The organism is Streptomyces albidochromogenes (assembly GCF_005981925.1).
GTDB classification, from domain to species: Bacteria; Actinomycetota; Actinomycetes; order Streptomycetales; family Streptomycetaceae; genus Streptomyces; species Streptomyces albidochromogenes.
The window spans coordinates 1-13,597 of record NZ_VBVX01000181.1; the positions used below are offsets into that span (position 1 = coordinate 1).

Genomic DNA, 13,597 nt, shown 5'->3' on the forward strand with positions numbered 1-13,597 from the left:
GGCGGCGGGGTCGGGTCCGGAGCCGGCGGCGTCGACGGGCGCGGGTCCGGGTTCACCGGGGGCGGTGTGGTGCGGCCGTGGCCCCGCACCGCGATCACCGCACCGGTCGGATCGATCCCGATGCGGGCGCGCCACGGCCCGGCCGGCTCCCGCTCGTGGTCGACGGACACGTACAGCGTGACCGACCGGCCGGGGTGGACCGTGCCGGAGGTCTGGCTGAGGTAGAGCCAGGGCGCGTTCGTCCACGCCGACCAGGACACCGGCGCGTCGCCCCTCGCGGTGAGGGTGACGACCGTCGTGCTGCCGGCCGGCCGCGCCTCCACGCTCAGCCGGCCCGCTCCGGCCTCCCCCGGCCGGCCCGGCATCGACGTACCGCCGCTGACGACCTCGACCGAAACGTCCGGAGTCCGGCCGCCCTCCGTGAAGTCGGGGCCGGGGGTCGTGCGGGCGTTGCCCGTGTTCTCGTACGCGGGTCCGCCGGGGCCGCCCGGGCCGCCGTACGCCCCGCCGTCGAGCCCGTCGGGATCGTCCGCCTCGCTCGCGGTGACCGACGCGCCGCCGTGGCTCTCGCCGGTGAGCGGCGCGCCCCGGTACGCCGCCCAGAGCGCGAACACGGGGGCCGCGACGACGGTCGCCACGACCGTCGTCGTGACCGCCCTGGTGCGCAGCCGGTCGCGGCGCGCCGCGTGGTCCTTGGGGTCCAGGGGGAAACCGTCGCGGTCGAAGCGGGGGGCGACCGCCCGCGCGCGCGGGACGTGGGTCATCGCCGTGTACGCCGCCGCGCGCGGCGCCCGCACCACCGGCAGCGCGGCGGGCGTCGCCGCGACCGTGCCGGGCCAGGGACCGCCCGCCCCGGCCCGCTCGGCGGAGCGCCGGCAGCGTGGGCAGTCGTCGACGTGGCGTACGAGCTCGTGGCGCAGGGCGGCGCCGAGCAGCACCTGGTTGTCGCCGGTCAGCCGGGCGACGATCGGGCAGCTGCCCGCCTCCACGACGGCGAGCGCGGCGCGGGTCCGCTCCACCTCGCACGCGGCGGCGGCCAGCAGTTCGCGGGCGGCGGGGTAGTCCATGCCGAGGACGGCGGCCACCTCGCGCGGGCCGAGCCCGTGGCGCACCGCCAGCTCCAGCGCCTCGCGCTGTTCCGGGGTGGTGCCGGCGGCCTCGGGCCACGCCAGGAGCGCCAGCTCGCGCTGCCGCCGAACGGCGGTCTCCTCCGGCACGGCGGGGGCGCTCGCGGCGGCCGGGGCGGCGTGCGCGCGGTGGCCGCCGTGCGCCCCCTGGCGCCGCCGCTTCTGCTCGGCGACCCGGCGCCGGCACGCCCACCGCGCCAGCGCGTACAGCCAGGCCTTGCGCTCCGCCTCGCGGGACGGGCAACGGGCCTGCTGCCGCTCGGAGATGGCCAGGACGTCGCCGAGCACGGCGGTCGCCGCGTCGTGGTCGCAGAGCACCGACAGGCAGTACGTGAACAGGCCGTCGAGATACGGCTCGTACCGTGCCGGCGGGGCCTGCGCGGGCGCCGGCCGGGGCGCACGGCTCCGCGCCCGGTGTGCGCCGGTGGTGTGCGTAGGGGGCTCCAGCCTGCTGCTCGTCACCCGGCGACCGTAGGCAAAGGAGACAGGTCCCTTCGTACCCCTTGAGCAGTTTTAACCCGTACGGGTGAACACATCCCTCAAAAGAGGACAGGAATACGGGATTCCGGCCGGGGCGGACGCACGGCGGGCACCGGGCGGACGTACGGCACACGAGTGTCGGACCCGACCTGTACGGTCACCACCATGGCTGCCCGCACCTCTCGTTCATCCGCCAAGGACCGGCCGTCCTACCGCTGCTCCGACTGCGGGTACACCACCGCCAAATGGCTCGGCCGCTGCCCCGAATGCCAGGCGTGGGGGACGATCGAGGAGACCGGCGCGCCCGCCGTACGGACGACGGCGGCCGGCCGGGTGAGCACCGCGGCGCTCCCCATCGGCCAGGTCGACGGCCGTACCGCCACCGCCCGCTCGACCGGCGTCGACGAGCTGGACCGCGTCCTCGGCGGCGGCCTGGTCCCCGGCGCCGTCGTCCTGCTCGCGGGCGAGCCCGGCGTGGGCAAGTCGACGCTTCTCCTGGACGTGGCCGCGAAGGCGGCGAGCGACGACCACCGCACGCTGTACGTCACGGCCGAGGAGTCCGCCAGCCAGGTGCGCCTGCGCGCCGACCGGATCGGCGCGCTCAACGACCACCTCTACCTCACCGCCGAGACCGACCTGTCGGCCGTCCTCGGGCACCTCGACGCGGTCAAGCCGTCCCTGCTCGTGCTCGACTCCGTCCAGACGGTCGCCTCGCCCGAGATCGACGGCGCGCCGGGCGGCATGGCCCAGGTCCGCGAGGTCGCGGGCGCGCTCATCCGGGCCTCGAAGGAGCGCGCGATGTCGACGCTCCTGGTCGGACACGTCACGAAGGACGGCGCCATCGCCGGTCCCCGCCTGCTGGAGCACCTGGTGGACGTCGTGCTGTCCTTCGAGGGCGACCGGCACGCGCGGCTGCGGCTCGTGCGCGGAGTCAAGAACCGGTACGGCGCGACCGACGAGGTCGGCTGCTTCGAGCTGCACGACGAGGGCATCACCGGTCTCGCGGACCCCTCGGGGCTGTTCCTGACCCGGCGCGCCGAGGCCGTCCCGGGCACGTGCCTGACCGTCACGCTCGAAGGGCGCCGCCCGCTCGTCGCCGAAGTGCAGGCGCTGACCGTCGACTCGCAGATCCCCTCGCCCCGGCGCACGACCTCGGGTCTGGAGACCTCGCGCGTGTCGATGATGCTCGCCGTGCTGGAGCAGCGCGGCCGTATCACCGCCCTCGGCAAGCGCGACATCTACAGCGCGACGGTGGGCGGTGTGAAGCTCACCGAGCCGGCCGCCGACCTCGCGATCGCCCTGGCGCTGGCGAGCGCCGCCAGCGACACCCCGCTGCCGAAGAACCTCGTCGCGATCGGCGAAGTCGGTCTCGCGGGAGAGGTCAGGAGGGTCACCGGCGTCCAGCGCAGACTCGCCGAGGCCCACCGTCTCGGGTTCACGCACGCCTTGGTCCCGGCCGACCCGGGGAAGGTCCCGCCGGGCATGAAGGTCACCGAGGTGGCCGACATGGGAGACGCTCTGAGGGTCCTTCCCCGGCGCTCTCGCGCACAGGCCCCACAAGGCGAGGAACAGCGCCGGTAGACTTTGCCCTGGTCTCGCCCACCCGTACGAGTACGCGAGGCGAAGTTCAGTGCCTCAAGGGCACCGCAACCGTGTGACCGGAGGAGTGCAGTGGCAGCCATCGACCGGGCAGCAGCATCCGGGAAGTCCGGCGGAGGCTCGGGCACCGAAGCGCTGATGCGCGCCTCGCTGAGCGCCGTCGCGCCCGGCAAGGCGCTGCGTGACGGCCTGGAGCGCATCCTTCGCGGCAACACCGGCGGCCTCATCGTCCTCGGTATGGACAAAACCGTCGAATCCATGTGTACCGGTGGATTCGTGCTGGATGTGGAGTTCACCGCGACCAGGCTCCGCGAGCTGTGCAAGCTCGACGGCGCGCTGATCCTCGACAAGGACATCACCAAGATCCTGCGGGCCGGCGTCCAGCTGGTACCGGACGCGTCCATCCCCACCGAGGAGACCGGCACCCGGCACCGCACGGCGGACCGCGTGTCGAAGCAGTGCAACTTCCCCGTGGTGTCCGTCTCGCAGTCGATGCGCCTGATCGCGCTGTACGTCGACGGGGAGCGCCGCGTCCTGGAGGAGTCGGCGACGATCCTGTCCCGCGCCAACCAGGCGCTGGCCACTCTGGAGCGCTACAAGCTCCGCCTCGACGAGGTCGCGGGCACGCTGTCCGCGCTGGAGATCGAGGACCTGGTGACGGTCCGCGACGTGACGGCGGTGGCACAGCGCCTGGAGATGGTGCGGCGCATCGCCACCGAGATCGCCGAGTACGTCGTGGAGCTGGGCACCGACGGGCGGCTGCTCTCCCTCCAGCTCGACGAGTTGATCGCGGGCGTCGAGCCGGAGCGCGAGCTGGTGGTCAGGGACTACGTCCCGGAGCCGACGGCGAAGCGTTCGCGCACGGTCGACGAGGCGCTGACCGAGCTGGACGCGCTGCCCCACTCCGAGCTGCTCGAACTGCCCGTCGTGGCACGGGCGCTGGGATACAGCGGCTCGCCGGAGACGCTGGACGCGGCGGTCTCGCCGCGCGGTTACCGGCTGCTGGCCAAGGTGCCGCGGCTGCCGGGCGCGATCATCGAGCGGCTCGTCGAGCACTTCGGCGGGCTGCAGAAGCTGCTGGCCGCCAGCGTCGACGACCTGCAGACCGTCGACGGGGTCGGGGAGGCGCGGGCGCGGTCGGTCCGCGAGGGGCTGTCCCGCCTGGCGGAGTCGTCGATCCTGGAACGCTACGTCTGAGCCGGCCGGTCCCCGCCGGGACCGATGCCCCGCGTGGTACGCCCCGGGCGGGGCGTACCACTGCCGGCCCTTCAGTCCTTCTTCAGGGTGAACGTCGCCGGGGACTTGGCGCCCGGCAGTTCCAGCAGGTAGGTCCCGTCGTCGACGGTGGCGGCGGACGGCGTCGCGCAGCGCGGCGCGCTCTTCCTGAGGTCCCAGTCGACGGTGTGCGTGACGGTGCTGTGCGCGGGAACGCGGAGCAGCAGGTTGCCGGGGCCGTCGGGGCAGTCCTTGGAGGACCAGACGGTCTTGTTGTCGTCGTCGGTGATGGTGAGTACGGCGGCCTTGGGACCGAAGTCCATCTTGCAGGCGGCGCCCGAGGTGTTCTCCGCGATCAGCTCGAACGTGGGCTTCTCGCCCGCCTCGTACTCGTTCTTGACGCTGCGCAGGGACAACTCCACCGTGGACGCGCTGCAGTTGGGGAGGCTGGAGCCGGCCGGTACGCGCTGACCGCCGCCACTGCCGCCACTGCCGCCGGAACCGGCGCCACCGTCCTCCCCGGAACCCGAACCGGAGCCGTCACCCGCGCCGGAACCCGATCCGGAGCCGTCACCCGCGCCGTCACCGCCGCTCCCGCTGCCCGCGTCCGTGCCGGAACCGCCGTCACCACCGCCACCGCCGCTGCCGCTGCCGCTGCCGCCGTTGTCGGCGCCCGAGCCGCCCGGGTCGTCACGGCCTCCCGGGTCCTCGCTGATGGCCGGACCCGACGAGTCCGGTCCGGGCGTGATGGTGGAGGGGGCGGGAGTGGCGCCGCCACGGGCACCGTCGTTCTTGTCGCCCTTGCCGCCCGCGGACATGACGACCCATAGGATCACCAGTGCGAGCAGCACCAGCAGGGACAGCGCGACTGCCCTCCGGCGCCAGTAAATGGAGGAGGGAAGCGGCCCGACTGGATTGCGCATAGATCCCACGGCGCAAACTGTACGAGAGATCAAGGCCAACTCCTGCCCCACCCGCCGCCCGCACCACAACTTTTCACGATCATCATTCCGGGCTGCCGCGATCACCCCTGCCTGTCGCCGGGGTACGGCACCTGACGATCGCTCAGTGTGACGGCCGGGGCCCCTCCCGTACGGTCCGTGGTCATGGACAGCACACAGCTCTGCGGGGACGGAGGCGGGCGTCCGCCCTCTGCCGGTCGCCGGGCCCCTGCGTCCCTGTGCCCTGTGTCCCCTGTGCCCTGTGTCCCTGTGTCCCGAGCCTCGTCCGGCCCGGCGGGGAAACGTGTCAGGATCGGTGGTGCCATGACTGCGACAAGCGAAATCAACCCGACCGCCGCCACCGCCCTCCACTCCCCCGTCATCGCGTGGTTCGACGCGAACGCCCGGGACCTGCCCTGGCGCCGTCCCGAGGCCGGTGCCTGGGGCGTGATGGTCAGCGAGTTCATGCTCCAGCAGACCCCGGTGAGCCGGGTGCTGCCGGTGTACGAGCAGTGGATGGAACGCTGGCCCCGCCCCGCCGACCTGGCCGCCGACGCCCCCGGCGAAGCGGTCCGCGCCTGGGGCCGGCTCGGCTATCCGCGCCGCGCCCTGCGGCTGCACGGCGCGGCCGTGGCGATACGGGACCGGCACCACGGCGACGTACCGAGCGACCACGCCCAGCTCCTGGCCCTCCCCGGGGTCGGCGAGTACACGGCCGCGGCCGTCGCCTCCTTCGCGTACGGGCAGCGGCACCCGGTCCTCGACACGAACGTCCGCCGCGTCTTCGCCCGTACGGTCACCGGCATCCAGTACCCGCCGAACGCCACCACCGCCGCCGAGCGCCGGCTGGCGCGGGCGCTGCTGCCCGACGAGCAGACGCGGGCCGCCCGCTGGGCCGCCGCCTCGATGGAGCTCGGCGCGCTCGTGTGCACCGCGAAGAGCCCGGAGTGCGGGGCCTGCCCGGTCGCGGAGCAGTGCGCGTGGCGGCTGGCGGGCAAGCCGGCGCACGTCGGGCCGCCTCGGCGCGGGCAGACGTACGCCGGTACGGACCGCCAGGTGCGGGGCAAGCTCCTCGCCGTACTGCGGGAAGCGGCCGAACCGGTTTCGCAGGCCGCGCTCGACGCGGTGTGGCACGAGCCGGTGCAGCGGGCCCGGGCACTGGACGGGCTGGTCGCCGACGGGCTCGTGGAGCCCCTGGCGGACGGCGTCTACCGGCTCCCCGCCGGCTGAACACATCTCCGTTACACAACCGATGGACAGCCGTGCGTCCCCCGAGGGCTGGCCCGCACAGTGCCGTGACAACGCCTCCGTAGCGTCATCGCCGTAAGCAAGCAGGTCACGGGGTCTGTTTGTCAGTGGGACGGAGGCGGTTCAGACATGGCGCACGGCGAGGTGCTCGAATTCGAAGAGTACGTACGCACTCGGCAGGACGCTCTGCTGCGGAGCGCCAGGCGTCTGGTCCCCGACCCGGTGGACGCCCAGGACCTTCTCCAGACCGCGCTGGTGCGCACGTACGGCCGCTGGGACGGCATAGCGGACAAGTCGCTCGCCGACGCGTACCTGCGCCGCGTCATGATCAACACGCGGACCGAGTGGTGGCGCGCCCGCAAGCTCGAAGAGGTGCCGACCGAGCAGCTGCCGGACGCGAGCGTCGAGGACGGCACGGAGCAGCGCGCGGACCGCGCCCTGCTGATGGACATACTCGGCGTACTGGCTCCCAAGCAGCGCAGCGTGGTCGTGCTGCGACACTGGGAGCAGATGAGCACCGAGGAGACGGCCGCGGCCCTGGGCATGTCGGCCGGTACGGTCAAGAGCACGCTGCACCGGGCGCTGGCCCGCCTGCGGCAGGAGCTGGAGAGCCGCGAGCTGGACGCGCACGCGCTGGAGCGTGCGGAGCAGGGTGACGAACGGGGGATGGAGCGTTGCGCGGCCTAGGCAGGGGCGGCAGGTTCACAGTGGCGGCGAGCGGCACGGCGGTGGCCGGCGTCGCCGCCGTCGGCCTGTTCGTGGTGGCGTGCAACGCCGGGGGAACGGGCGCGCGAGACGCCGGTCCGGCGCGTACGGACCCGGTCGCGAGGGCGACCCCCTCGGTGGGCGAGGCGGCTCCGCCGGCCGCGAAGCGGGTGGACCCGGTGGCGCTGCTGCGGCGCGACCCCAAGGTCAGCGAGACGGTGAAGCGGGACCTGAAGCCCTGCGTCAGGGACGAGTACCCGGTCGACACGTCGTACGGGAAGCTCACCGGCGGCGCGGCCAACGACGTCGTGGTGAATGTGATGACGTGTGGGGACGCTGTGGGCGTCGGGACGTATGTGTACCGCGAGAACGGGGACGCGTACCAGAATGTCTTCGCGGCGGAGGCCCCCGCCGTCTACGCGGAGATCGACCGCGGCGACCTGGTGCTGACGAAGCCGGTGTACGCGGCGGACGACCCGATGGCGTACCCGTCCGGCGAGGAAGTGATCACGTACCGGTGGGTGGGGAGCAAGTTCACCGTGTACGACCAGGTGCACAACGACTTCAGCCGCGCGGTCGGCGGGGACGGCGACGTGGACGGTTCGCAGCCCGCCGCGACCGTGCCGTCCGGCAACTGAGCGGCCGGCCCCCCGGCAGCGCGACCGCGACACCCCGGCGCGGTCCCGGAACGACAAGCCCGAGAACGAGCAGCCCGCGACCCGAGACCGGGCACCGGAGAGGACAGAGAGCAGCGGATGGCCGAGACCCATGTCCTGTTCGTGGAGGACGACGACGTCATCCGCGAGGCGACCCAGCTCGCGCTGGAGCGTGACGGCTTCGCGGTCACCGCCATGCCCGACGGGCTCTCCGGTCTGGAGGCGTTCCGCAGGGACCGGCCGGACATCGCGCTGCTCGACGTGATGGTGCCGGGTCTGGACGGGGTGAGCCTGTGCCGGCGCATCCGGGACGAGTCGACGGTTCCGGTGATCATGCTGTCGGCGCGCGCCGACTCGATCGACGTCGTGCTGGGCCTGGAGGCCGGGGCCGACGACTACGTGACGAAACCTTTCGACGGCGCGGTGCTGGTGGCCCGCATCCGGGCGGTGCTGCGCCGCTTCGGGCACGCGGGCGGGCCGGCGGGCGGTTCGTACGACGACGAGGCGTCGCCGGACGGCGGGCTGCTCGTCTTCGGCGACCTGGAGGTCGACACCGAGGGCATGGAGGTCCGCAGGGGCGGCCGGCCGGTCGGGCTGACGCCGACCGAGATGCGGCTGCTGCTGGAGTTCTCGTCCGCGCCGGGCACGGTCCTGTCGCGCGACAAGCTGCTGGAGCGGGTCTGGGACTACGGCTGGGGCGGGGACACCCGGGTCGTGGACGTCCACGTGCAGCGTCTGCGCACCAAGATCGGCCAGGACCGGATCGAGACGGTCCGGGGCTTCGGCTACAAGTTGAAGGCATGACGGTGCCGCCCGTCCCGGTCCCCGCCGACGGCCGTGTTCCCGGTGGCGCCGACGCCCGGCCCACCGGCGGCGCCCGCCCACAGAACGGGGCCCCCGCACCATGCGCCTAGCCCTGCGTACCGGCGTCCGCTGGAAGATCAGCATCGCCATCGCGGCCGTCGGCGCGCTCGTCGCCGTGGCGCTCAGCCTCGTCGTGCACAACGCCGCCCGCGTATCGATGCTGGACAACGCCCGCGACGTACAGGTCGAGCGGCTTCAGTTCGCCCAGCGGTGGTACGAGTCCTCGCGCGAACCCCGGTTCGGCACCAAGCTCAACGACCCCGCCCTGCCCGAGGAGCTCAAGGCGAGCATGGCGAAGGGCCGCCGCGCCACCTTCGTCTCGGACCGGCCCGGCGGGGTGCCCGACGTATGGGCCGCCGCGCCCCTCGGCAACGGCGACGTGCTGTCGCTGCACACCCGGTTCACCGACCGCAGCGCCGCGATCATGGACGAGGTCGACCGGGCGCTGGTCATCGGGTCGGTGTCGGTCGTCTTCGGCGGCTGCGCGCTCGGCGTCCTGATCGGCGGCCAGCTCTCGCGCCGCCTGCGCAAGGCGGCCGCGGCGGCGGGCAAGGTCGCGCAGGGCAACACCGAGGTGCGGGTACGGGACGCCGTCGGCGGCGTCGTACGGGACGAGACGGACGAGCTGGCGCGCGCCGTCGACGCCATGGCCGACGCCCTCCAGGAGCGGCTCGAAGCGGAGCGGCGCGTCACGGCTGACATCGCGCACGAGCTGCGCACGCCGGTGACCGGCCTGCTCACGGCGGCCGAGCTGCTGCCGCCGGGCCGCCCCTCCGAGCTGGTACGGGACCGGGCGCAGGCGATGCGCACGCTCGTCGAGGACGTGCTGGAGGTGGCGCGGCTCGACAGCGCGGCGGAGCGGGCCGAGCTCCAGGAGATCGCCCTCGGGGAGTTCGTCGGCCGGCGGGTGACGCTCCTGCACCCGGACGCCGTGGTGCGGGTGGTGCACGAGTCGTGGGTGAACACCGATCCGCGCCGCCTGGAGCGCATCCTGGGCAACCTGCTGGGCAACGCCGCCAAGCACGGCAGGGCGCCGTTCGAGGTCACCGTCGAGGGGCGGGTCGTACGGGTGAGGGACCACGGGCCGGGGTTCCCCGAGGCACTGCTGAAGGAGGGGCCGAGCCGGTTCCGTACGGGCAGCAGCGACCGGGCGGGACGCGGGCACGGCCTGGGCCTGACGATCGCGGCCGGCCAGGCCCGCGTCCTCGGGGCGCGGCTCACGTTCCGCAACGCGCACCAGGACGGCGGCGCCATCGCGGTGCTGTGGCTGCCGGAGCACGCGCCGACCGCCACCGGCAGCTTCCCGGTCGTCCGGCTGCCCGACGTCGGGCCCCGGTCGGGCCGCTAGCTGCTTCGCCACCACCGGTGACGGTGACCGCAGCCCGTACGGCAGCCCACAGACCCATAGGAGGGGCACCACGCGGCAGACGTACGACGGCCCCCGGCGCGGACGCCGGGGGCCGTGTCGCGCGGCCGTCTCGCCGGCCGGCTCAGGCGGTTTCCCGTACGTTCGACCGCGCGGAGTCCGCGCCGCCGCCGGCCCCGGCCTCCGGCCCCGGCTGCGGTCCCGCGCCCCGCAGCGGCACCTCCTTGACGAAGAACGCCGCCACGAATCCGGCCACCGCGATGATCCCGCCCAGCAGGAACGCCGCCTGCGTACCGGAGGCCACCGCGAACTGGTACGCCTCCCGCACCTGCTCCGGCAGCTTCGCCAGGCTCGCCGCGTCGAGCTGCGCCGACTGCGCGGTGACGGACGATCCGCCCCGCTCGGCCATCGTGTCCTGCACCCGGCTGGTGAAGAGCGCGCCCATGATCGAGACGCCGAAGGAGCTGCCGAGCGTACGGAAGAGGGTCGTCGACGAGGACGCGACGCCCATGTCCTTCATCTCGACGCTGTTCTGCGCGACGAGCATCGTGATCTGCATCAGGAAGCCCATGCCCGCGCCGAGCACCGCCATGTAGAGGCCCGAGGTCAGCCGCGAGGTCCCGGTGTCCATCTGGGCGAGCAGCAGCAGCCCGGCGACCATCAGGCCGCCGCCGATGATCGGGAAGATCTTGTACTTGCCGGTGTTGGTGGTCATCCGGCCCGAGATCAGCGAGACGACCATCATCGACAGCAGCATCGGCAGCAGGAGCAGCCCGGAGTTGGTCGCCGAGGCGCCCTGGACGGACTGCTGGAACAGCGGCAGGAAGAGCACCGCGCCGAACATCACGAAGCCGGTCAGGAAGCCGATCACCGACATGAGCGTGAAGTTGCGGTTGCGGAAGATGTGCAGCGGCACGATCGGCTCGGCGGCCCTGGCCTCGACGAAGAGGAAGCCGGCGAGTGCGGCGACACCGAGCGCGACGAGCTCCATGATGACGGCCGAGGACCAGGCGTACTCCGTGCCGCCCCAGGTCGTGACCAGCACGATCGCCGTGATGCCCACCGTCAGCAGTGCCGCGCCCAGGTAGTCGACGCGCGCCTTCGACCGCTCCTTCCTGGGAAGGTGCAGTACGGCGGTGACCATCGCCAGCGCGACCGCGCCGAGCGGCAGGTTGATGTAGAAGCTCCAGCGCCAGCCCAGGTGGTCGGTGATGGTGCCGCCGACGAGCGGCCCGCCGATCATGGCGAGCGCCATGACGCCGGCCATCATGCCCTGGTACTTGCCCCGCTCGCGCGGCGGGATCAGGTCGCCGATGATCGCCATGACGCCGACCATGAGACCGCCGGCGCCCAGTCCCTGCACGGCGCGGAAGCCGATCAGCTGGCCCATGTCCTGGGCCATGCCGCTGAGGACCGAGCCCAGGAGGAAGACGACGATGGCGGTGAGGAAGATGCCCTTGCGTCCGTACAGGTCGCCGAGCTTGCCCCAGATCGGCGTGGACGCGGCCGTGGCCAGGGTGTACGCCGTGACCACCCAGGACAGGTGCGCCAGGCCGCCGAGCTCGCCGACGATGGTCGGCATGGCGGTGCCGATGATCATGTTGTCCAGCATGGCGAGCAGCATCGCGATCATGAGTGCGAGCAGCACCACGCGCACACTGCGCGGCTGAGCAGCCGCCTGTTCGCTCTCGCCCCCCCGCTCGGTCCCGCTCTGCCGCTTCGTCGCGTCCATGATCCCCGCTCCCCGTTTACTTACTTGCCGCCCGGCAAGTTACTACACTCGGGGAAGGTAGACCCCTAACTAGCCGGGCGTCAAGTAAGTTTTTTCTTGGGAGAGCAGCGTGTCCAGAGGCAACACTCGTCAGCGCATTCAGGACGTCGCCATGGAGCTCTTCGCCGAGCAGGGCTACGAGAAGACCTCGCTGCGCGAGATCGCCGAGCGGCTCGACGTCACGAAGGCGGCGCTCTACTACCACTTCAAGACCAAGGAAGACATCATCATCAGCCTCTTCCAGGACCTCACGAGGCCCATGGACGAGCTGATCGCCTGGGGGCAGGAGCAGCCGCGCACGCTGGAGACGAAGAAGGAGATCCTGACCCGCTACAGCCTGACCCTGGCCGCCGCCGCCCCCCTCTTCCGCTTCATGCACGAGAACCAGGCCACGATGCGCGACCTGAGCATCGGCGAGACGTTCAAGGAGCGCATGTTCGTCCTGCTGGACCTGGTCAAGGACCCCCAGGCCGTACTGACCGACCAGGTCCGCTGCGTCAGCGCGCTCTTCACGATGCACGCGGGGATGTTCGTGCTCAGGGACGTCGAAGGCGACCCCGAGGAGAAGCGCAAGGCCGCTCTCGAGGTCGCCGTCGATCTGGTGAGCCAGGCACACGGCCAGGCTCCGGGGGTCACGCGCTGACGCGGATCAGCGGATCACGCGCCGGCACGGCCGGCCGCTGAGGGAGGTCAGAAGCTGACGCCCTCGGCACGGAGGAACGAGACCGGGTTGATCGCCGTGCCGTAGTTCGGCGTCGTACGGATCTCGAAGTGCAGGTGCGGGCCGCTGGAGTTTCCGGTGTTGCCGGAGAGGGCTATGCGCTCGCCGGTCTTGACCGTCTCGCCGGGGGTCACCTGGATCTTGGACAGGTGCGCGTACTGCGAGTACGTGCCGTTGGAGTGCTTGATCACGATGGCGTTGCCGTACGCCGGCCCGTCGCCGCCGCCGTTCGGGCCCGCCTTCACGACGGTGCCGCCGTGCACGGCGTCGACCGGAGTGCCGACCGGCACCGCGAAGTCCTGGCCGGAGTGCTTGCTGGCCCACATGCCGCCGCCCTTGCCGTACGTGGCGCTGAGCGAGTAGTGCTTGACGGGCTTCTGCCAGGAGGCGGCCTTCTTGGCCTTCGCCTTCTTCGCGTCCGCGGCCTTCGCCTTGGCGGCGGCCTTCTTCAGGTCGGCGGCCTTCTTGGCGTCGGTGGCGGCCTTCTTCGCGCTCGCGGCGGCCTTGGCCTGAACCTGGGCCTGCTTCTCGACGCCCGAAGCGGCGGTCCCCTCGGCGGCGAACGCCACGCCCGCCGTGCCGAGCATCATCGACGCGCCGAGCCCGGCGGCCACGACGGCGTTGCGGCGGGTACGGACGGACGAGGAGCGGGCGCGGGAGAACATGTCGAACTTCGTCATGCGGGGGGAACCTCCGGGAGTGAGTGAACCCGGCAGTCCGCCGGGCTGGCTTCACATTGGTAACCCGCGCCCCCGCCGCACCCAAAATGGCTTATCTACTACTAATGGCCGTATTAGCGGTATCAACTATTCGACTCTTGACGTCAACTACTGAACCCTGCAGAAGTAGCGAAATAACCCCACTTCGTCCGGTTTAAGCCCACGCCAGAGGGGCTGGATGCAGC

Annotated in this window: 12 protein-coding genes; 8 read left to right on the plus strand and 4 right to left on the minus strand. The window is 72.3% G+C overall.

Features of this window, described 5'->3' with window-relative positions:
• A partial coding sequence (locus tag E2E34_RS21870) for a BACON domain-containing protein (RefSeq protein WP_208765301.1) occupies positions 1-1,589 on the minus strand: 1,589 nt, incomplete at its 3' end.
• Positions 1,590-1,772: 183 nt separating this feature from the next.
• Here E2E34_RS21870 and radA point away from each other — a divergent pair.
• Both radA and disA read left to right on the plus strand, forming a co-directional pair.
• Positions 1,773-3,188 carry a DNA repair protein RadA gene (gene radA, locus E2E34_RS21875; protein ID WP_138903622.1) on the plus strand — a complete coding sequence of 472 codons (1,416 nt, stop codon included), beginning with the start codon at positions 1,773-1,775 and terminating at the stop codon, positions 3,186-3,188.
• 90 nt (positions 3,189-3,278) lie between these two features.
• On the plus strand, positions 3,279-4,403 hold the full coding sequence (gene disA / locus E2E34_RS21880; protein WP_138898250.1) for a DNA integrity scanning diadenylate cyclase DisA: 1,125 nt from the start codon (positions 3,279-3,281) through the stop codon (positions 4,401-4,403).
• A 71-nt stretch (positions 4,404-4,474) separates the two neighbouring features.
• Here disA and E2E34_RS21885 read toward each other — a convergent pair whose 3' ends face one another.
• Complete coding sequence (locus tag E2E34_RS21885) at positions 4,475-5,353, minus strand: hypothetical protein (RefSeq protein ID WP_138903623.1); 879 nt, start codon at positions 5,351-5,353, stop codon at positions 4,475-4,477.
• A gap of 333 nt (positions 5,354-5,686) precedes the next feature.
• Here E2E34_RS21885 and E2E34_RS21890 point away from each other — a divergent pair, with 333 nt between their 5' ends.
• From E2E34_RS21890 to cseC, 5 genes are all read left to right on the plus strand, one after another.
• The gene (locus E2E34_RS21890; protein ID WP_138903624.1) at positions 5,687-6,592 is read left to right on the plus strand and encodes an iron-sulfur binding domain-containing protein; all 906 of its coding nucleotides are present in this window, start codon (positions 5,687-5,689) and stop codon (positions 6,590-6,592) included.
• Between the two features lie 147 nt (positions 6,593-6,739).
• Positions 6,740-7,297, plus strand: a complete 558-nt coding sequence (locus E2E34_RS21895; protein WP_028810284.1) for a SigE family RNA polymerase sigma factor — start codon at positions 6,740-6,742, stop codon at positions 7,295-7,297.
• Between the two features lie 20 nt (positions 7,298-7,317).
• Complete coding sequence (locus E2E34_RS21900; protein ID WP_138903625.1) at positions 7,318-7,953, plus strand: hypothetical protein; 636 nt, start codon at positions 7,318-7,320, stop codon at positions 7,951-7,953.
• Between the two features lie 117 nt (positions 7,954-8,070).
• Entirely contained in the window at positions 8,071-8,775 is a 705-nt protein-coding gene (gene cseB, locus E2E34_RS21905) for a two-component system response regulator CseB (protein WP_138903626.1), read from the plus strand.
• Between the two features lie 100 nt (positions 8,776-8,875).
• Entirely contained in the window at positions 8,876-10,183 is a 1,308-nt protein-coding gene (gene cseC / locus E2E34_RS21910; protein ID WP_138903627.1) for a two-component system sensor histidine kinase CseC, read from the plus strand.
• 142 nt (positions 10,184-10,325) lie between these two features.
• On the opposite strand, the gene E2E34_RS21915 is transcribed toward cseC, so the two are convergent.
• Positions 10,326-11,933, minus strand: coding sequence for an MDR family MFS transporter (locus E2E34_RS21915; protein ID WP_138903628.1), 1,608 nt, complete (start codon positions 11,931-11,933; stop codon positions 10,326-10,328).
• A 151-nt stretch (positions 11,934-12,084) separates the two neighbouring features.
• Here E2E34_RS21915 and E2E34_RS21920 point away from each other — a divergent pair, with 151 nt between their 5' ends.
• On the plus strand, positions 12,085-12,615 hold the full coding sequence (locus tag E2E34_RS21920; RefSeq protein ID WP_138903629.1) for a TetR/AcrR family transcriptional regulator: 531 nt from the start codon (positions 12,085-12,087) through the stop codon (positions 12,613-12,615).
• Positions 12,616-12,662: 47 nt separating this feature from the next.
• Here E2E34_RS21920 and E2E34_RS21925 read toward each other — a convergent pair whose 3' ends face one another.
• Positions 12,663-13,358 (minus strand): M23 family metallopeptidase, encoded by a 696-nt coding sequence (locus E2E34_RS21925; protein WP_138903630.1) that lies wholly within the window; start codon positions 13,356-13,358, stop codon positions 12,663-12,665.
• Positions 13,359-13,597: the final 239 nt, after the last annotated feature.